The organism is Streptomyces sp. RK9, assembly GCF_045070545.1.
Classification (GTDB): Bacteria; Actinomycetota; Actinomycetes; order Streptomycetales; family Streptomycetaceae; genus Streptomyces; species Streptomyces alboflavus.
This window is the reverse complement of record NZ_CP173704.1, coordinates 2,344,941-2,361,492: the sequence shown is the minus strand read 5'-3', so window position 1 is coordinate 2,361,492 and position 16,552 is coordinate 2,344,941. Positions and strand designations below refer to the sequence as shown.

The 16,552-nt window shown below is 69.8% G+C and carries 15 protein-coding genes; 8 read left to right on the top strand and 7 right to left on the bottom strand.

What is annotated here, in order from left to right:
- Positions 1-7 precede the first annotated feature (7 nt).
- Positions 8-2,173: a hypothetical protein gene (locus tag AB6L24_RS30795; protein ID WP_405660692.1), complete on the bottom strand. Its 2,166-nt coding sequence runs from the start codon at positions 2,171-2,173 to the stop codon at positions 8-10.
- A 352-nt stretch (positions 2,174-2,525) separates the two neighbouring features.
- Here AB6L24_RS30795 and AB6L24_RS30790 point away from each other — a divergent pair, with 352 nt between their 5' ends.
- Both AB6L24_RS30790 and AB6L24_RS30785 read left to right on the top strand, forming a co-directional pair.
- On the top strand, positions 2,526-4,274 hold the full coding sequence (locus AB6L24_RS30790; RefSeq protein WP_405660689.1) for a DUF6119 family protein: 1,749 nt from the start codon (positions 2,526-2,528) through the stop codon (positions 4,272-4,274).
- Positions 4,275-4,413: 139 nt separating this feature from the next.
- A complete protein-coding gene (locus tag AB6L24_RS30785; RefSeq protein ID WP_405660686.1) occupies positions 4,414-5,805 on the top strand; it encodes a hypothetical protein in 1,392 nt (463 codons plus the stop codon).
- Positions 5,806-5,821: 16 nt separating this feature from the next.
- Here AB6L24_RS30785 and AB6L24_RS30780 read toward each other — a convergent pair whose 3' ends face one another.
- The 3 genes from AB6L24_RS30780 to ychF form a co-directional block, all read right to left on the bottom strand.
- Positions 5,822-6,235 carry a DNA-binding protein gene (locus AB6L24_RS30780; protein ID WP_405660683.1) on the bottom strand — a complete coding sequence of 138 codons (414 nt, stop codon included), beginning with the start codon at positions 6,233-6,235 and terminating at the stop codon, positions 5,822-5,824.
- A complete protein-coding gene (locus tag AB6L24_RS30775; RefSeq protein WP_081219171.1) occupies positions 6,217-6,501 on the bottom strand; it encodes a hypothetical protein in 285 nt (94 codons plus the stop codon). The genes AB6L24_RS30780 and AB6L24_RS30775 overlap by 19 nt, the downstream gene beginning before the upstream one ends.
- A 279-nt stretch (positions 6,502-6,780) precedes the next feature.
- Positions 6,781-7,869 (bottom strand): redox-regulated ATPase YchF, encoded by a 1,089-nt coding sequence (ychF, locus tag AB6L24_RS30770; RefSeq protein WP_030358065.1) that lies wholly within the window; start codon positions 7,867-7,869, stop codon positions 6,781-6,783.
- Between the two features lie 264 nt (positions 7,870-8,133).
- On the opposite strand from ychF, the gene AB6L24_RS30765 reads away from it, so the two are divergent.
- Complete coding sequence (locus AB6L24_RS30765) at positions 8,134-8,796, top strand: DUF6542 domain-containing protein (RefSeq protein WP_405660679.1); 663 nt, start codon at positions 8,134-8,136, stop codon at positions 8,794-8,796.
- Between the two features lie 29 nt (positions 8,797-8,825).
- Here AB6L24_RS30765 and ppgK read toward each other — a convergent pair whose 3' ends face one another.
- Together ppgK and AB6L24_RS30755 are read right to left on the bottom strand one after the other, a co-directional pair.
- On the bottom strand, positions 8,826-9,578 hold the full coding sequence (ppgK, locus tag AB6L24_RS30760) for a polyphosphate--glucose phosphotransferase (protein WP_405660676.1): 753 nt from the start codon (positions 9,576-9,578) through the stop codon (positions 8,826-8,828).
- Between the two features lie 75 nt (positions 9,579-9,653).
- Complete coding sequence (locus tag AB6L24_RS30755) at positions 9,654-10,649, bottom strand: 4-hydroxy-3-methylbut-2-enyl diphosphate reductase (protein ID WP_405660674.1); 996 nt, start codon at positions 10,647-10,649, stop codon at positions 9,654-9,656.
- Positions 10,650-10,734: 85 nt separating this feature from the next.
- Between AB6L24_RS30755 and AB6L24_RS30750 the strand changes: the two genes are divergently transcribed.
- The 4 genes from AB6L24_RS30750 to AB6L24_RS30735 all read left to right on the top strand — a co-directional run bounded on the left by AB6L24_RS30750 (position 10,735) and on the right by AB6L24_RS30735 (position 14,567).
- Positions 10,735-12,129, top strand: a complete 1,395-nt coding sequence (locus tag AB6L24_RS30750; protein ID WP_380857798.1) for an APC family permease — start codon at positions 10,735-10,737, stop codon at positions 12,127-12,129.
- 189 nt (positions 12,130-12,318) lie between these two features.
- The gene (xseA, locus tag AB6L24_RS30745) at positions 12,319-13,530 is read left to right on the top strand and encodes an exodeoxyribonuclease VII large subunit (protein ID WP_405660672.1); all 1,212 of its coding nucleotides are present in this window, start codon (positions 12,319-12,321) and stop codon (positions 13,528-13,530) included.
- 9 nt (positions 13,531-13,539) lie between these two features.
- Positions 13,540-13,812, top strand: a complete 273-nt coding sequence (locus AB6L24_RS30740) for an exodeoxyribonuclease VII small subunit (protein ID WP_405660670.1) — start codon at positions 13,540-13,542, stop codon at positions 13,810-13,812.
- A 164-nt stretch (positions 13,813-13,976) separates the two neighbouring features.
- Positions 13,977-14,567 carry a malonic semialdehyde reductase gene (locus AB6L24_RS30735; RefSeq protein ID WP_030358058.1) on the top strand — a complete coding sequence of 197 codons (591 nt, stop codon included), beginning with the start codon at positions 13,977-13,979 and terminating at the stop codon, positions 14,565-14,567.
- Between the two features lie 104 nt (positions 14,568-14,671).
- Here AB6L24_RS30735 and AB6L24_RS30730 read toward each other — a convergent pair whose 3' ends face one another.
- Positions 14,672-15,214 (bottom strand): DUF4245 domain-containing protein, encoded by a 543-nt coding sequence (locus AB6L24_RS30730; RefSeq protein ID WP_405660668.1) that lies wholly within the window; start codon positions 15,212-15,214, stop codon positions 14,672-14,674.
- Positions 15,215-15,419: 205 nt separating this feature from the next.
- Here AB6L24_RS30730 and glpX point away from each other — a divergent pair, with 205 nt between their 5' ends.
- Complete coding sequence (glpX, locus tag AB6L24_RS30725; RefSeq protein WP_030358056.1) at positions 15,420-16,454, top strand: class II fructose-bisphosphatase; 1,035 nt, start codon at positions 15,420-15,422, stop codon at positions 16,452-16,454.
- The last annotated feature ends 98 nt before the right edge of the window (positions 16,455-16,552 follow it).

The window sequence follows — 16,552 nt, the reverse complement described above, 5'->3', positions numbered from 1 at the left end:
GTCTCCTTCACGAGTCGGACGAGGGTCGGACGAGAGGTGGTTCGGTGAGGGTCAGCGTGCCGTCGACGAGGCCGGCGGCAGTCAGGGAGGTCAGGTCGTCGAGGGCCGCCGCGTGCTGTCGCAGCAGGGCCGTGCGGCGGGCGATGTCGGACAGGAGGGCGTCGTAACGCTCGGCCTCGTCGTCGGGCAGGTCGGGGATGAGAAGGTCTTCTATGCGGCGGGCGGAGCGCACCGCGCCGCTCACCCGCCGATGTTCGGTCGCCGCCGAGCGCAGGAGCGCCGCCAGGACGCGGGGCCGTACGGGATGCTCGGCATCGGACCGTGCGCGCAGGACGCGGGCGGGGAAGGCGACCACGGACAGGCCCTCGTCGTCGACGTACGCGCCGAAACTCGGGGTGGCGGTGACGACGATGTCGCCGGGTTCGGTGAAGTAGGCGTGCTCGTAGGCATTGAGGAGTACGGCGCGGTCGATGCGGTGGCTGTCGACCGGCGCGCTGCCGGTGATCTCGGCCGGGGTGAGAACGGTGTAGTGGCCCGCGCCGCCGGTGAGGAGATGGTCGGCGGCGATGCGGTGGCCGGGCAGTCGGCGCAGGCGGCGGTCCTTGAGCAGGCGGGCCACGGTGGTGCGGCTGGCCGGCCGGTCGTCGGGGCGCAGGACGGCGTTGGCGCGGATCGTGGGCGCGTGGTCGAGGGCGCTGCGGGTGGCGTCGATCAGCTGCTGAAGTCGGAGTTCGGTCTCGGAGATGCGGGCCGGGCGTTCGACGACGGTGCGGGTGTAGCGGTCGGCGTGCGGGCGGTGCTGTGGGGTGAACGCGGCACCGGGTGCGTCGGTCAGCGTGGTGGCCCGGACGACGGCGGCGTTGCGCGGTTCGTGACGGCTGTCCGCCCGCCAGCCCGCGTCGCGGAAGATGTCGATGTCCTCGGCCAGCGCGTCCAGGGTCTGCGGGGTGAGGTTGCGTGAGGAGAGGTCGGCGAGGAGGACTTGGCCGGTGCGTTTGTCTTCGGGGGTGCGGTGCAGGATCCAGATCGCGGTGCGGTGGGCCGGGCGGAAGGGGAGTACGCCTTCGGGGAGGCTGATCGCGGCCTTGAGGAGGTGCTGTTCCAGGAAGTCCCGGCGCAGACGGTCCGCTTCCCCGCGTGCGGGCAGGGGCCGGACGAGCGCGTCAGCGGGTCCCAGGACGACGGCCGTGCGGTCCTCGGCGAGGAGGTCGGTGAGGTCCTGCAGGCTCTGCAGGACGGCGAGCGGGCTGCGGGTCTCGGCCGCCTCGTAAGGGAGGCAGCAGGCGATGACGTGCGGATTTCCCCAGTCTTCCGTGGCCAGTTCCTCGCCGTCGGCAAGGTCCATCTCGAATTCCTGAACGCCCTGTGCCATGAGGCGGCGACGAGCGAGCCGGGCCAGGTCCGGCATCGGGTCCGCGGAGAGGAAGAAAGGCGAATCCTCGGCATCGGACACGGATTCGCGCAGGGCGACTAGTAGATCGCCGCTCCGGGGGTGGAGGACGGCGGCCGTTGCCCCTTCTTCGCGTTCGTTCAGTCGCGCGAGGCCGGTCAGGCGGGCCATCGTCCGGCTCACCGGCGGAATCGGTTCCTCGGCGGCGAGGTCGTCGCAGCCCAGGCGGCAGCGTGCGTCCATGACGCGTTCGAGCGCTTCGGCCGGGGTGTAGGCGGCCTCGGTGAGCTGGTCGGCGAGCACGGCGAGCAGGGGGCCCTGCCGTTCGGCGTCCGGCAGTTCGCGCAGCTCTCTTCGGAGGAAGGTGTCGTCGAAGTCGATCTCGGCGGCACGCTCCAGGATCGTCTGCCAGGGCAGGTTGGCGAGCGGTTCATCGAGGAGCTGACGCAGGCAGAGCAGTGCGGTCACTGTGTCGACCAGGGTGCGGGCGGGGATCGCGCGCCGCCAGGCGGACAGGGTGTACAGCACCAGCTCCGCCCGGATCTGGCCGGCGTCGGCATTGCCGCGGCCCGTGGACAGAAGCCATTCGGCGACTTCACGGCCGTCGAAGAGCGGGCTGGCCCCCTCGTAAGCGACGGGCTCGGGAAAATCCGCGTGCCGGCGGGCCCAGGTGGTGACGACGGGGCGTTGGACCTGGGCCAAGGTCCCGATTTCGGCGTAACTGATCCGCCAGGAGATCTCCTCGGGCAGGATGGGAGCGGTTGCTTCACGTGTGCCGGCCATGCGGTTCCGCTCCCTTCGTGACAACTGCCTCGTGCTCTCGGTCGAGAACGTTTCTCCCAGGGCACCTCACACGCTACAGCCGGTCGCGGTCTCAGCGTCGCCAGCCGTTGATAACCAGGGTTATCAGGCTCTCGAATAATTTCACCTCCAATCTTCTGACACCTTCGTCACCATCACCCCGGCACCACCCGCCGGGACGCCAGCCCCATACGAGCCCGACCGCACCGGCATCCTCATTGCCGCACCTCCGCTCCCTTGCCGGGCACTCACCCCTGTCCGCCTCGACACCACCCGTCCCGTAAGGCCGCTCGGGTAACCGAACCGCACCGCAACCTCGCCCCAGGAGACCTCTGTGTCCAGCACCGCGTCGAAGCGCACCCTGTACCGCCTGACCCACGTCAAGGCGACCCCTGAGTCGATGCTCGAAGCCCTCGACGTCGACGCCCTCGACACCTTGGACGCGGTCGTGCGCGACGTCAGCGATCACATAGGAGTTCCCGCCCTCGCGGTGTCCTTCGCCGTAGCGAAGGAGGAAGCCTCCTGGGGCAAGGACGTCCTCCGGCTCGCCGGCGAATCGGACCTGCTGCAGAGCGAGCAGCGCACCGGCGCACTGCTCGTGCTCGCCGTCGACGACGTGGTGTACGCGATCGGCTTCGACCAGGGCTACCGGCTTCTCCCCGCCCAGCTCAAAGACGCGCACTTCGGTCTGTCCTTCGGTATCCGCGCCATCAACCCGCGTCAGGTGCGGGACTTCACCGCCAGCGCCCTCGGCCAGGCGCGCATCGACAGTTCCCTGATCCCTACCGGCGCCTCCGTACCGGCACTCGGACTCCGGGACCACGGGCGGATCATCCGCCACCTCGGCGGCTACCTCGACGAAGTCGACCTCACCGCAGGGAGGGGCACCAGGAACGGGGCCATGACCGCGGAGGGCGGCATCGGTCTCCGTATCAAACTCGGCACCACCCCCGCCACATTGATCAAGGACATCCGCGCCATCGCCGCGATCTGCGATCACGTCGTTCCCCACCCCGACCTGGCCTTCGTCGAGCACATCACCGCGGTCAAGGACCCTTCCCTCATCGACGCGCTCGACGCGGAACTGGACGCCACGCTCGGCCGTGCCGCAGACGGCCGGATCATCACCGCCGTCCCCTTCTCCCAGAGCACCGATCTGCCCCGGTCCACCGCCTGCACCATCAAGATCGGTTCCTGCCCGCCCCACCTCCGGGACGAGTTCAGTCTCGACTACGTCCTGGAGCGGGCCCGTGTGATCAAGGCAGGCACCCGCGTCACGGCGCTCCGGCAGGGCACCGTCGAACTGTTTCGTGACACGCACTCCGCGCGGACCGCGCTCGCCCCGCGCACCGCCTCCCTGGAAGCCCTGTCCAAGGAAACCGCCATGAAGTGGATCGAGGTCACCTTCTCCCTCGGCTCCCGCACGTTCTGTCTGCTCGACGGTGAGTGGTACGAGCTTGGGGCGGGCTACCTGCGCGACGTCAACGAGACCGTGGCTCCCCTGTTCCCCGACGCGCCCTCCGTCGCTCTCCCCCGCTGGCCGCTCGTCGAGAAGCTCAACAAGAAGGGCATGCGCGTGATGCGTCCCGTAGACGAAGGCGACTACAACAAGCTGGCCGCCCAGGCCCGTCGCGGCTGGGTCTGCCTTGACAAGAAGAATGTCCACAACCCCTTTCGGGCAAGCAACTCCGTTGAGATCTGCGACCTGTTCACCGAGGACGACACTCTTGTCCTCGTGAAGCCCGCGCACTCCTCCAGCCCGCTGAGTCACCTGTTCAGCCAGGCGCGCGTCGCCGTGGAGCTCCTGTTCGAGAACGCTTCCGTACGCGCGGAGTTCGCCCAGTCCGTACACGTCAACAGCGATCCGGCCCGCAGCATCCCCGAGGACTTCACCCCGCGCCGCGTCGTCTTCGCGATCCTTCTGAAGGACGGAGTCAAGCTCACGCCGGACTCCCTCTTCCCGTTCTCCGCCATCACCCTGGCCCAGACTGCGAAGGCCCTCGCCGCTCGTGGCGTGACCATCGAAGTCATCGGCATCGAAAGCGAGTCGGCCCAGTCCGCCATGCGCGACGAGGCTGCGTAGCCGCCCGGGACTCTCGCCGTAAACACGCCCTCTACATCTCTCATCCGAACGAGGAGTCCTTTCAACAACCCAGAATTCCCGCAAGGGCAACGGGCATCGTCTCCGGGGGCGGGGCACCCAGGGAACGGCGGGAGGCTATATGGAACAGGCCCTCAACAAGCGGCAGCAGGCCGTGCTCGGCTGGGTGGGCCAGGGGTGTCCCGACGGAGTCTGGCCAGACAGCACGTACAAGACCAGCGGACAAGCCCTGCAGAACCGAGGGCTCATCAAAGTCACCAAACGCCGCGGGCATTGGAGCGCCCACCTCACCGAGAAGGGGCGGCAGCATCTCATCGAACGCGGCATCCGCCCCGTGGAGCAGAGCACTCGGCCGCCGGAACGGCCCGCTCGAAAGCCGGCACCGCCGCGCCCCAGAGCCGCACCGAAGACCCTTGCGAACCACGCGGACCAGCTACTCGATGAACTGGCCGCTGCGAACGACGGCTGTCTCATCAAGCCCATCGAATCCGGCCCGCACGCGGTGAATTGGGCGTCTCGGGTCAACGCCGCCCGCAAGTCCGGCAAGATCCCCCACACGCAGGAAATCCACGGATACCGCACCCACCGCGGCTACGAGATCAAGCTGGTCGACATCCCTGCCTGGCGCCTCGCGGAACTCACCCCGCTCCCTGTGCCGGCCAGACTCACCAAACCCCATGCCGTCGTGGCCGCCCTCCAAAAGCAGCCGCAGCCCATGGGCCTGACCAAACCCCTCCAGGGCCGAGCCCTGCGCATCATCCAAACCCTCATCGCCGCCACCACAGCCCAAGGCCACAAGGCATCGGTCGGAACCACAGAGGGCGCGCCCCCGCCCCATCGGCGCCGCAAGGCACCACCGCACTTCTCCATCACCGCCCACGGCGAAAGTGTCGGATTCCTCGTCCTCCAAGAACAGGACCGCAGCGAACACGTCCCCACAGACAAGGAACTCGCCGACGCCAAGAAGTACTCATGGATGCGCATCCCCCGCTTCGACTACACCCCCTCCAGCCGCCTACGCTTCATACTCCGCGGCGGCAGCCCGCACCGTGCAAGCGAATGGGCAGATCTCCCCGACCGGCCTCTGGAAGAACAACTCGCCGAGATCGTGCAGGAGGTCGGACTCCGCGGCGAAGCCGCTGAACGCAAACGCCTTGCAGACCAGCAAGCCAGAGAGGTACAGCAAGAGCGCTGGGAAGCCGCCATGCAGGAAGCCCACGCCGCCTACGCCCACGCCTACCGTGTCAAACAACTCGGAAAACAGGCAGACACCTGGTACCAGGCCAGGCGCCTGACTGAATACGTCGCAGCAGTAGGCGTCCGTGCCACAACACTTCCGCCCGGGCAGGAGCGGGCCGAGGTCGAGGCGTGGCTCGCGTTCGCGGACGCGCACCTCCAAAACCTCACCGAATCGGCCTCAGCGCCGAAACTGCCCACGCCGCCGAAACCCAGCGGCGACGACCTCAAGCCCTTCCTCGGTCACTGGAGCCCCTACGGACCCCGCTCCTACTGAGCCGGACCAGGGGAAATCACACCGCCACGAGCCGGACCCGCTCGCCGCACAGCTTGGCCATGTCGTCAATATCGGAAGTCAGCATGACCACGGGGCGGTGCTGTCGCAGCGCGGCCTCGGCGACGGCCGCATCGATCGCGTACTTGTGTCCGTGCAAACCAGCATCCATCAGCAACTTCGAGGCAGCCCTCGCCTCCTCGTCACCGACCGGAACTACGCGCAGCCCGGAAAGCACCCAGTTCAGGCGTGACTTGTTCGTACGGGCATGGACGGCTTCGATGATGGTGAGCGCACTGATCACGACCTCCATGCCACGCGAGCGCGCCTCAGCGATCAGAGCCACCACCTGTTCTTCGTCAGCGAGCAGCTTCGAGAGTCCCTCGCTGTCGAGGACGAGCGTCCCCTCGTGACTCAGCCTGCGGCGGGCCACTCGGCCTCCTCGGCGAACACCTCGTCGAAGACCTGCCGCGCCCGCTGACGAGCCGGCTCGGAGACCGGCCCCTTGCGGCTCTCGTAGTCCGCCAGGTACTCGTCCAGGACCTGTCCGCGCAGCTCACGCTCGACCGCCTCGGCGATGAACGCGGAGAACTCCCGCTTGCCCACCCGAGCCCGGATCGCCTCCGCGGTCCCCTCCGGCAGCGACAAGCTCACCCGCGTCGCTGGCCCTTCCCCGATGCCGTACGTCGCCTCAGCCATGCCCCCGATTGTGTCAAACGAGTAGGAAAAGCGCCACGTCCGCACTACCTTCACAGCTCGGCCAGCGCCCCGCTCACACAAATCCCAGCACGGCCCCCCATCCCATCCCAGCACGATCCCAGCACGGTACGGATGACCAGGGATGACGACAGGTGACGAGGGATCAGCTATCCCAGCACCATCCCAGCACGGGGAAGAACAAAGGGCCCGACTCCGAAGAGTCGGACCCCATCTGACCTGCACGTTTGCCAGATCAGCGACGTGGTGTTATGTCACCCGTCACACATTGAACCGGAACTCCACCACATCCCCGTCCTGCATCACATACTCCTTGCCCTCCATGCGCGCCTTGCCCGCCGAGCGGGCCTCGGCGACCGAGCCGGTCTCCACCAGGTCGGCGAAGGAGATGACCTCGGCCTTGATGAAGCCCTTCTGGAAGTCGGTGTGGATGACGCCGGCTGCCTCGGGGGCGGTCGCGCCCTGCTTGATGGTCCAGGCGCGGGACTCCTTGGGGCCTGCCGTGAGGTAGGTCTGGAGGCCGAGGGTGCGGAAGCCGACGTGGGCGAGGGTGGCGAGGCCGGGCTCTTCCTGGCCGACGGACTGGAGGAGTTCGAGGGCCTCCTCGTCGTCCAGCTCGGCGAGGTCCGCCTCCAGCTTGGCGTTGAGGAAGATCGCCTCGGCCGGGGCGACCAAGGCGCGCTGCTCGGCCTTGAAGTCGTCGTCGGTCAGCTCGTCCTCGTCGACGTTGAAGACGTAGAGGAAGGGCTTGGTGGTGAGGAGGTGCAGGTCGTGGAGGAGTTCCTCGTTGCCCGAGCCCTGGACGATGCCCGCAGAGAAGAGCGTGTCGCCCTTCTCCAGGATCTCCTTGGCCGCCTCCACCGCCGCCACCTTCGGCGCGATGTCCTTCTTGATGCGCGACTCCTTCTGGAGGCGCGGCAGGACCTTCTCGATCGTCTGGAGGTCCGCGAGGATCAGCTCGGTGTTGATCGTCTCGATGTCGTCCTTGGGCGAGACCTTGCCGTCGACGTGCACGACGTTCTCGTCCTTGAAGGCGCGGATGACCTGGCAGATCGCGTCGGACTCGCGGATGTTCGCGAGGAACTTGTTGCCCAGGCCCTCGCCCTCGCTCGCGCCGCGCACGATGCCCGCGATGTCGACGAAGTCGACGGTGGCGGGGAGGATCTTCTGGGAGCTGAAGATCTCGGCGAGCTTGGTGAGGCGCGGGTCCGGGACGCCGACGACGCCCACGTTCGGCTCGATCGTCGCGAACGGGTAGTTGGCCGCAAGGACGTCGTTCTTGGTCAGGGCGTTGAACAGGGTCGACTTGCCGACGTTGGGCAGACCGACGATTCCGATCGTGAGCGACACGTTGCGACTTCCCGTACGTAAGGACTGTGAGGGCTGAAGGACTGGCGGACAGTCTGGCGATCCACCAGTCTACGGCGTGTCGCGCCCCGCCCCCGTACCCGCCCGAAGGCGCCGTAAGGCCCCGCCCCGGACACGCCGTCGCCCCCGCCCCGCGGCCCCCGCACCCCCGCCCCGTACCGCCGCCCTGTCGAACGCATCGCCAAGGTCGGCCAAAACGCGTGTCCCAATACGGTATGACCACCCGGGCCGACCTAGGTTGGACCGGTGGAGCAACACAGGACCCGTCCCCCGGGCGCAAGGCCGCGCCGCACCGCGCCGCTGCCCGAACAAGGCAGCCCCGCGGAGCCCCCCGTACCCCGTACCCCGCCGGGCCCCCGCAGGCCCGCCTCGCCGCTCGTCCGCGTCCTGCGCAGAACGCCGGTGTACCGCAAGGTCAGCCGGATGCCGCTGTACCGGCGGCTGCGCCGGATGCCCAACCCCCGGCTGACCGGGCTCGGCAGCGGGCTCTTCGCCGCGGCCGTGATGTTCGTGCTCGCGTGCCTGCTGCGGCTGCTCTTCGGCGGCTCGCTGGTCGCGTACGGCGTGCTGTTCCTGCCCGTGAGCGCCCTCACCGCGCTCTGGGTGCGGCCCGCCGACCTGGTCACCGCGCCCGTCGCGGTGCCGATCGCGTTCGCGGCCGGGGTGCTGCCGATCTCCGGCGGCACCGACGGCTTCGGCGGCCAGTTCATGGGGCTGCTGACGTCGCTCGCACTGCACGCGGGCTGGCTGTACGGCGGGACGCTGGTCGCCGGTGTCATCGTCACCGTGCGCAAGATCAAGCTCATGAACCGGCGGCGCCAGCAGCGGCAGTGGAAGGACCAGCAGCGGCAGGGCGGGCGGCTGCGGCCGCCGGGCGGCCCGGCGCAGCGGCGGGTGCCCGCCTCCTAGCCGGCCGCGAGGCGCGCGGCGCCGGCGGGCTACACCCCCTGCCCGGCCGCCCGCGCCGCCATCGCCGCGCCCACGATGCCCGCGTTGTTCTGCAGCTCCGCCGGGACGATCTCGGCCTCGATGCCCTTGATCAGGGGCAGGAACTTGTGGGCCTTGCGGCTCACGCCGCCGCCGATGATGAACAGCTCGGGCGAGAACAGCATCTCGACGTGCGCCAGGTACTTCTGGACGCGGTGCGCCCAGTGCTCCCAGGTCAGGTCCTCGTCCTCGCGGGCCTTGGACGAGGCCTTCTTCTCCGCGTCGTGGCCGTGCAGCTCCAGGTGGCCCAGCTCCGTGTTCGGCACGAGGTGGCCGCCGGTGAAGACGGCGCTGCCGATGCCCGTGCCGAGGGTGAGCGTGATGACCGTGCCGGTGCGGCCGCGGCCCGCGCCGAAGTGCATCTCGGCGACGCCCGCCGCGTCCGCGTCGTTCAGGACGGTCACCTGGGCGCCGCCGACGCGCTCGGAGATCAGGCCCTGGATGTCCGTGCCGATCCAGCTCTTGTCGACGTTCGCCGCCGTGCGCGCCGTGCCGTCCATGATCACGCCCGGGAACGTGGCGCCGACCGGTCCGGTCCAGCCGAAGTGCTCGACGACCTCGCGCACGCCCTCGACCACGCCGTCGGGCGTGGCCGGGTGCGGCGTCAGCACCTTGTGCCGCTCCTGGGCCAGGTCCCCGCGGTCCAGGTCGACGGGCGCGCCCTTGATCCCGGATCCGCCGATGTCCACACCGAAGATCTGCATGGACTCCACGTTACGACGCCGGACTGACAGTCACGCCCTGGTTGGACCAGTCGGCCAGACCCGCCGCCGCGCGGGCTACTGCTTCGCGGACAGCTCCGCCGCCTCCGCGCGCAGGTCCCGGCGCAGCTCCTTGGGCAGCGAGAACGTGATCGACTCGTTGGCCGTCTTCACCGTCTCCACGTCCGCGTACCCGCGCGCGGCCAGCCACTCCAGGACGCCGTCCACCAGGACGTCGGGGACGGACGCGCCCGAGGTCAGGCCGACCGTGGTGACGCCGTCGAGCCAGGCCTCGTCGATCTCCCCGGCGTTGTCCACCAGGTGCGAGGCGGGCACGCCGGCCTCCAGGGCGACCTCGACCATGCGAATGGAGTTCGAGGAGTTCTTGGAGCCGACGACGATGACCAGCTCGGCGTCCTCGGCGAGCTTCTTCACGGCGGTCTGGCGGTTCTGCGTGGCGTAGCAGATGTCGTCGCTCGGCGGCGAGAGGAGGTTCGGGAACTTGCCCTTGAGGGCGTCGACCGTCTCCATCGTCTCGTCCACGGAGAGCGTGGTCTGGGAGAGCCAGACGACCTTGTCCGGGTCGCGCACCTCGACGTTGGCGACGTCGTCGGGGCCGTCGACGAGCGTGATGTGGTCGGGGGCCTCGCCGGACGTGCCGATGACCTCCTCGTGGCCCTCGTGGCCGATCAGGAGGATGTCGAAGTCCTCCTTGGCGAACCGCACCGCTTCCTTGTGGACCTTGGTGACCAGGGGGCAGGTCGCGTCGATCGTGGCGAGCCTCCGCTCGGCGGCCTCCGTGTGGACGGTCGGGGCCACGCCGTGGGCGGAGAACATCACGATGGAGCCCTCCGGCACCTCCTCCACCTGGTCGACGAAGATGGCGCCCTTCTTCTCCAGGGTCTGCACGACGTACTTGTTGTGGACGATCTCGTGGCGGACATAGATCGGGGCCCCGTACTGCTCCAGGGCCTTCTCGACGGCGATCACGGCACGGTCCACACCCGCGCAGTAGCCACGGGGAGCGGCGAGCAGGACACGGCGGGAGCCAGGCGTTGCAGTCATACGGACCATCGTAAGGCCGCGTACGACAGGTCAAAGATCGCCTCAGTGGGGAGACTGGGAGCCACTGCGTGACCAGCGGAGACCCGGAGGCCCGATGTCCGCCCACACGACGAACGCGCCCCTGCCGCCCGACGGGGAAGGTGCCCCGAAGAACGGCGAGGGCCTGAGACGGAGCCTCGGCTTCCGGGACCTTGTCGTCTACGGCCTGCTGTTCATCGCCCCGATGGCCCCGGTGGGCGTCTTCGGGACGCTCGACGCGAAGTCGCACGGCGCGGTGGCACTGGTGTACGTCATCGCGACGATCGCCATGGCGTTCACCGCCTTCAGCTACGCCCAGATGGTGAAGGTGGTCCCCCTTGCGGGTTCCGTGTTCGCCTACGCGCGCGTGGGGCTCGGCAACGGCCCCGGGTTCATCGCGGGCTGGATGGCGATGCTGGACTATCTGCTCATCCCGGCCGTCGCGTATCTCTTCTCCGGGATCGCCATGCACGAGCTGGTGCCTTCGGTGTCCCAGTGGGTGTGGACGACGATCGCGGTGCTCCTGACGACGGCCCTGAACCTGTGGGGCGTGCGGCCGGCGGCGCGGGTCGGGTTCGCGGTGCTCGCCCTTGAGATCGTGGTCCTGCTGGTGTTCGTGGTGTCGGCCGTCGTGGTGCTCGCGCGGGACGGGGCGGAGCGGGGGTGGCTGTCGCCGCTGACGGGTGACGGGACGCAAGGGGCGTTCGCGTTGTCGGCGGTGGTCGGGGCCGTGTCCGTGGCCGTCCTGTCCTACCTCGGGTTCGACGCGATCGCCTCGTTCGCGGAGGAGGTCACCGGGGGCTCGGCGAAGGTGGCGCGGGCGGTGCTGTTCTGTCTGGCCCTCACGGGCGTGCTGTTCGTCCTGCAGACGTATCTGGTGGCGCTGCTGTCCCCGGTCTCGTCGGCCGACCTCGCCGCCAACCCCGGTGACCAGGGGTCCGCGTTCTACTCCTCCGTGGACGCGGCCGTCGGGGACTGGCTGCACGACCTGGTGGCCGTCAGCAAGGCGATCGGGGCGGCGTTCGCGGCGCTCGCCGGGCAGGCGGCCGCGGGGCGGCTGCTGTTCGCGATGGCGCGGGAGCGGAGGCTGCCGCGGCTGCTCTCGCGGACCGAGTCGGGTACGCCGCGGATCGCGCTGCTGTGCGCCGCCGTCGTCACGCTCGTGGCCGCCGTGTGGGCGTCCCGCCGGGACGACGGCATGGACCACCTGGTGTCGGTGGTCGACATCGGGGCGCTGACGGCCTTCTTCCTGCTGCACGCGAGCGTGGTGGGGTGGTTCGCGGTGCGGCGGCGGGGTGGTGCGGTGAGTTGGTGGCGGCACGTTCTCGTGCCGGTGCTCGGCGCCGCGATCGTCGTCGCCGTCATCGTGGAGGCGTCGGGGTCGGCGCAGGTGGTCGGGGCGATCTGGCTGGGGGTGGGGCTTGTGGTGCTGGTGGCTCAGGGGGTGCGGGGCAGACCTCGGGTTCCGTAGGACGCTTCCGCCCCCGCCCTGTGGGCAGCTGGGCCGCCCAGAGGGCGGAACGGGTGGGCACAGGGCGGGCCCCGGCGCCGGGCGACAACCCTCGCTGCAGCAACCCCGGCGGACGGGCGGCTGCCGCAGGGCAGGAGGATGGGCAAGCAGGGCGGGGGCGGTGTCAGTGTCGGCCGATACGCTCGGTTCATGGGTCTCAATACGTCTGCTGACGCGCCGCTTCCCGTCGGGGAGGTGTCCCGGCTCATCGGGGGCTGGATCGACCGGCTCGGGGCGATCTGGGTCGAGGGGCAGATCACGCAGCTGTCGCGGCGCCCGGGCGCGGGCGTGGTGTTCCTGACGCTGCGCGACCCCTCGCACGACATCTCCGTGAGCGTCACGTGCTACCGCCAGGTGTTCGACGCTGTGGCGGACGTGATCGCGGAGGGCGCCCGCGTCGTGGTGCACGCCAAGCCGGAGTGGTACGCACCACGGGGCCAGCTGTCCCTGCGGGCGGCGGAGATCAAGCCGGTCGGCGTCGGGGAGCTGCTCGCCCGCCTGGAGCAGCTGAAGAAGTCGCTGGCCGCCGAGGGCCTGTTCGCGCCGGACCGCAAGAAGCCGCTGCCGTTCCTGCCGCAGCTCATCGGCCTGGTCTGCGGCCGCGCCTCGGCCGCCGAGCGGGACGTCCTGGAGAACGCCCGGCACCGCTGGCCGGCCGTCCGCTTCGAGGTGCGCAACGTCCCGGTGCAGGGCGTGCACGCCGTCCCCCAGGTGGTGCAGGCGGTGAAGGAGCTGGACGCGCTCGACGAGGTCGACGTGATCGTCGTCGCGCGCGGCGGCGGCAGCGTGGAGGACCTGCTGCCGTTCTCCGACGAGCAGCTGGTGCGCACGGTCGCCTCGTGCCGTACGCCCGTGGTCTCCGCGATCGGCCACGAACCCGACACCCCCCTCCTGGACTACGTGGCCGACCTGCGCGCCTCGACCCCCACGGACGCGGCGAAGCGGGTCGTGCCGGACGTCGGCGAGGAGTACGAGCGCGTGGCGTTCCTGCGGGACCGCGCGCGCCGCAGCGTCGAGGCGTTCCTGGACCGCGAGGAGCGCGGCCTCGCGCACGCCCTGGCCCGCCCCTGCATGGAGCACCCGCACCGCATGGTCGAGGACCGCGAGGAGCAGATCACGGCGTACGTGGACCGGGCGCGCCGCACCCTCGGCCACCTCCTGGACCGCGCGGAGTCGGAGCTGACCCACACCCACGCGCGCGTGGTGGCCCTCTCCCCCGCCGCCACCCTCCAGCGGGGGTACGCGGTGCTGCAGAAGAAGCAGGGCGGCGCGGTGGTCCGCGCGGCGGACGAGGTGGCGTCCGGCGAGGAACTGAGGGCCCGGGTCGCCGACGGCGAATTCACGGTACGAGTCGACATCTAGGGTGGGCGCATGACCAGCAAGACGGACACCGAGGCCACGGCGCTCGGGTACGAGCAGGCCCGGGACGAGCTGATCGAGGTGGTGCGCCGCCTGGAGGCCGGGGGCACGAGCCTGGAGGAGTCGCTCGCCCTGTGGGAGCGCGGCGAGGAGCTGGCCGCCGCGTGCCGCCGCTGGCTGGACGGCGCCCGCGCCCGCCTGGACGCGGCGCTCGCGGCCCCGGACGCCGAGGGTGCCGAGGGTGCCGAGGGTGCCGAGGACAACACCGACACTGAGGACGCGTAGGACATATCGACCCCTCCCTGTGAAGCGGATCACCACGCCCCGCTTTTAGTTGAAGATTGAACCTCGCTGTCGTACTGTCGATGTCACCGGCAGGCACCGGGCACCCCCCAAGCGCCCGAGCACCCCGCCGGAGCCCTCAGCCACGCATCGAGAAGGTTGTAAAGATGTCCCTCGTTCTTGACCCCGCCGCCCAGGACCTGCTCTTCCGCGAGGCCCGCACCGCGAACACCTTCACCGACGAGCCCGTCACCGAGGAGCAGGTCCAGGCCATCTACGACCTGGTCAAGTACGGCCCCACCGCGTTCAACCAGTCGCCCCTGCGGGTGACCCTGGTCCGCTCCCCCGAGGCCCGCGAGCGCCTGGTGCAGCACATGGCCGAGGGCAACCGCCCGAAGACCGCCACGGCGCCGCTCGTCGCGATCCTGTCCGCGGACAACGAGTTCCACGAGGAGCTCCCGGCCCTGTTCCCGCACTTCCCGCAGGCCAAGGACGCGTTCTTCGCCGAGCGCCCCGTCCGTGAGCAGGCCGCGGGCCTGAACGCCGCGCTGCAGGCCGCGTACTTCATCGTCGGCATCCGCGCCGCCGGCCTCGCCGCCGGACCGATGACCGGCTTCGACTTCGCGGGCGTGCAGAAGGAGTTCCTGGACGACGACCACACCCCGCTGATGGTGATCAACATCGGCAAGCCGGGCGACGACGCCTGGTTCCCGCGCTCCCCGCGCCTGGAGTACGAGGACGTCATCACGACCGTCTGAGTCCCGGCAGCAGGACGCGGCAGGACACAGCAGAACGCCAGAGGCCCCCGGCAACCGCCGGGGGCCTCTCGTCGTACCGCTGTCGCTCCTCGTGGCGCGAACCGCTACACGCTGGTCTTGACCGGCGTCCGCTTCATCTCCAGGGACTCCGCCATCGCCGTCAGCTGACGGAACGAGGCCGTCCCCGCGACGACCGTCGTGGCGCCCTTGTCCTGGAGGACGAGCGCGTCGTAGCGGGAGCCCTGGTAGCGGTGCCAGGTCTTGCCCGCGATCTCCTGGGTCCGCTCGGTCTTGCGGGCCTCCTGCGTGGCCGACTCGATGAACTCGGACGGCTTGCCCGTGGACTGCTTGACCGTCACGTACTCCCCGGCCGGGTCGAGGAAGCCCAGGTGCCAGCTGTCGTGGTCGGCGCCGTTGTACCGCACCGAGGTCGGCTTCCACGACTTGGGGAGGCCCTGGGGCGCGGCCACCGGATAGGGCGCGGCCCGCCTGGCGGTCAGGAGCTCGACGCGGTAGTCGACCCGCTTGACCGGTTTCTCGGAATCGTCGTGCGGGATGAAGACGTAGATCCCTGCCACCACGATGCCGATGACGGCCATCGAGAGCAGCATGTTCCGCACGGTCTGCTTGCCATTTCTGCCTGCCACGCCCCCAATCGTCGCAGGTCCCCCCGGCACACCGACCCGCACCCCCACCCGCGCTCACGTGTGGGGCCCTCTGCTCATTCTTTCGACCTGCGGATAGAGTCAAGGGCATATCCCTCATCCGGCCGCCCACCCGTCTCCCACCGCCGCCCTTCCAAGGACGCCCTGCGGGCGCAGTTTCTATATCGCATCAGAAAGGTGCGCCTCGATGACCGAGCATCATTCGCTGCCGTCCGAACTCGTGGTCTCCCCGGAGGCTCCCGACCGCAACCTCGCCCTGGAGCTCGTCCGGGTCACCGAAGCCGCCGCCATGGCCGCGGGCCGCTGGGTCGGCCGCGGCGACAAGATCGGCGCGGACGGGGCCGCCGTCAGGGCCATGCGGACCCTCGTCCACACCGTCTCGATGAACGGCGTCGTCGTCATCGGGGAGGGCGAGAAGGACGAGGCGCCGATGCTCTTCAACGGCGAGCGCATCGGCGACGGCACCGGCGCCGAGGTCGACATCGCCGTCGACCCGATCGACGGCACCACCCTGACCGCCAAGGGCATGCCGAACGCCATCGCCGTCCTCGCCGCCGCCGACCGCGGCACCATGTTCGACCCGTCCGCCGTGTTCTACATGGACAAGCTGGTCACGGGCCCCGAGGCCGCCGACTACGTGGACATCAACGCGCCCGCCGCGGTCAACATCCGCCGCGTCGCCAAGGCCAAGAAGTCCTCGCCCGAGGACGTCACCGTGATGATCCTTGACCGGCCCCGGCACGAGGGCATCGTCAAGGAGATCCGCGAGACCGGCGCCCGCATCAAGTTCATCTCGGACGGCGACGTGGCCGGTTCGGTCATGGCCGTCCGCGAGGGCACCGGCGTCGACCTGCTGATGGGCGTCGGCGGCACCCCCGAGGGCATCATCAGCGCCTGCGCGATCAAATGCCTGGGCGGTGTCATCCAGGGCAAGCTGTGGCCCAAGGACGAGGCGGAGAAGCAGCGCGCGATCGACGCCGGGCACGACCTGGACCGCACGCTCTCCACGAACGACCTGGTCAGCGGCGACAACGTGTTCTTCGTCGCGACCGGCATCACCGACGGCGAGCTGCTCCAGGGCGTGCGCTACCGCGCCGAGAACGCCTCGACGTCCTCGCTCGTGATGCGCTCCAAGTCCGGCACCATCCGGAAGATCGAATCCGACCACCGGCTCTCGAAGCTGCGCGCGTACAGCGCCATCGACTTCGACCGCGCCAAGTAGGCGCGGGTCGGCGGCAGAACACAGCACCGCGGCATACGACAGCTCCGCGGCGTACGACGACGGGGGCGCTCCGTGCGGGGAGCGCCCCCGTCGTCGTA

Coding starts and splice junctions, on each gene's coding strand:
- xseA (WP_405660672.1), top strand. CDS start 12,319: ATGGGTCTCAATACGTCTGCTGACGCGCCGCTTCCCGTCGGGGAGGTG.
- AB6L24_RS30735 (WP_030358058.1), top strand. CDS start 13,977: ATGTCCCTCGTTCTTGACCCCGCCGCCCAGGACCTGCTCTTCCGCGAG.
- glpX (WP_030358056.1), top strand. CDS start 15,420: ATGACCGAGCATCATTCGCTGCCGTCCGAACTCGTGGTCTCCCCGGAG.
- AB6L24_RS30750 (WP_380857798.1), top strand. CDS start 10,735: ATGTCCGCCCACACGACGAACGCGCCCCTGCCGCCCGACGGGGAAGGT.
- AB6L24_RS30755 (WP_405660674.1), bottom strand. CDS start 10,649: ATGGTCCGTATGACTGCAACGCCTGGCTCCCGCCGTGTCCTGCTCGCC.
- AB6L24_RS30740 (WP_405660670.1), top strand. CDS start 13,540: ATGACCAGCAAGACGGACACCGAGGCCACGGCGCTCGGGTACGAGCAG.
- AB6L24_RS30775 (WP_081219171.1), bottom strand. CDS start 6,501: ATGGCTGAGGCGACGTACGGCATCGGGGAAGGGCCAGCGACGCGGGTG.
- AB6L24_RS30785 (WP_405660686.1), top strand. CDS start 4,414: ATGGAACAGGCCCTCAACAAGCGGCAGCAGGCCGTGCTCGGCTGGGTG.
- AB6L24_RS30795 (WP_405660692.1), bottom strand. CDS start 2,173: ATGGCCGGCACACGTGAAGCAACCGCTCCCATCCTGCCCGAGGAGATC.
- ppgK (WP_405660676.1), bottom strand. CDS start 9,578: ATGCAGATCTTCGGTGTGGACATCGGCGGATCCGGGATCAAGGGCGCG.